The 1,839-nt window shown below is 51.8% G+C and carries 2 protein-coding genes; both read left to right on the forward strand.

Features of this window, described 5'->3' with window-relative positions:
- Window positions 1-633 (forward strand): DUF6318 family protein (locus tag HMPREF3055_RS00360; RefSeq protein ID WP_070737264.1); only part of this gene is annotated, 633 nt, incomplete at its 5' end.
- A 349-nt stretch (window positions 634-982) separates the two neighbouring features.
- A complete protein-coding gene (locus HMPREF3055_RS00365) occupies window positions 983-1,786 on the forward strand; it encodes a hypothetical protein (RefSeq protein ID WP_246826864.1) in 804 nt (267 codons plus the stop codon).
- The last annotated feature ends 53 nt before the right edge of the window (window positions 1,787-1,839 follow it).

Below are 1,839 nucleotides of genomic sequence, written 5' to 3' on the forward strand. Positions count from 1 at the left end.
TGTGGCCAGCAGGCAAATAACGAGGCGGCAGCCACCGCAACTGCCGCACCAAGCGAATCGGCATCTACTTCTGCTGCGGCATCTGAATCTGCATCAGCTTCAGCAACCCCCTCTACTGTCCGAGGCTACTCGGGCGGCTCGAAGGCGCCTGATGGCGAGTACCGCCCTGCGGACGGCAAGGGCCCTGCTCAGAACGTGCCGAAGCCTAACGCCCCTGAAGAGGGCTATCGTGAGAAGTCTATTGAAGGTATCCGTAAGACGATGGATGCTTGGGTGAAATGGACTAATTACGGAATTCAAGTAGGCGATTTTACGGAATCCCGAAAATACATTTCCAGTAATTTTGAAAGTGAACTTAAGGGATATAAGAGCTTTGAGGACTTGTATAAGCGCGGCGGGTGGATTATTGATGGCATTGACAACTATGTTGCTGATGGAAATCCGTGGTCTGAGGATGGGGAAACCTATTTTTGGAAGGCATATCGCGAGTGGAATTATATAACTCTTGTGGAGCCTACCGGAGAATGGCGCCGAAACCGAAATATCCAGAAGGATAATGACACCTGGAAATTTGAATTTAAGTACTCCGACTCTTCATGGAAAATTATCGGTTACGAACAGGTAGAAGACTAAAATAATGAACAAAATAATAAAATGCAGTGGGATTTTTTCTCTATCTTGCATTCTAGGATTTTGCGGTACCACTAACGTTGATGCATACGTTATTACTGCGCCTTGTTCTGACACATCAGCTAAAGTTTGCCAAATCGAAGTTGAAACAACTACTTCGCGAGGCAGTCAAGATGGTTACGATGAGAAAAATACAGGTGCAGATAATGCCAACCAGGAAATTCAGCAACAATATACTTATTCCACGGTAAATCAGGGAAACGGCGTAAAAGTTACCTACGCCAACGAAAATCCCAATATTATGTCATGCACAACCAAAGACGGAAGAATAGGAACATTCAAGTTCACAAATATGTCGCTTGAATCTGGCATTCCTGTAGATCACGGAAGTCCCCGAAGCCCTTCCTCTGCTAGTTGCATCCCGAACAATACCCGCACCTTCACCAGTGCCGACAGCCCAGGTCCCACCGGCCCGACCTACGAAGAAGTCATGGAGGAAATCCGCCACGCAGCAGAATCGCTAGAACCGGGTAAGCCGACCCTGCATCAGTCCTATAACAACCCCGCAGGCACTGGCCGAGCAGAAGGCGACCCCAACGTCTACAAGGGCGACCAGATCAACTTCTACGTCGATGACGGAGGCCCCTACCGCCTCGAAGCAGACATGCTCGCCGGACACGTCGAAATTGAGCTCATGCCCTCCTCCTATGTCATCGAGTACGGCAACGGAGATACAGACACCCACTACACGGCAGGTCAGCCCGTGACCACCTATCCCCGTGAACGCCCGCGTGAAACCGCAACGAGTTACGCCTACCAGCGCTCTGGCAACTTCCACGCGTATGCGACCGTGCACTACACGGCTCGTTTCCGTGTGGATGGTGGCCCGTGGCAGATGATGGAAGTGACCCCGCAGGCGACCAGTGACCCGTTGCTGGTGCGTGTGTGGTGGGTTGATGTGGGACGCGTGGCAGGTGACTGCAGCTACGACGACACTCGCTGGGGCTGCAAGAACGATCCGACTATTGGCAAGCCGGATAACCCGAACCCGCGTCTGCGCAAGGCCGATATTCGTACCGGTCAGCGTTGGCACCTGAACGATAATGGTGATGGGGATACGGAGTATTCGTTGCACCGCGACTGGCCCGACATGTAAATCAGCCCCGTGGGTCTTATGCTGAGAAGCCACATGTGTTTCGAAAAGCCACT

Source organism: Rothia sp. HMSC061C12 (assembly GCF_001815755.1).
Taxonomy (GTDB): Bacteria; Actinomycetota; Actinomycetes; order Actinomycetales; family Micrococcaceae; genus Rothia; species Rothia mucilaginosa.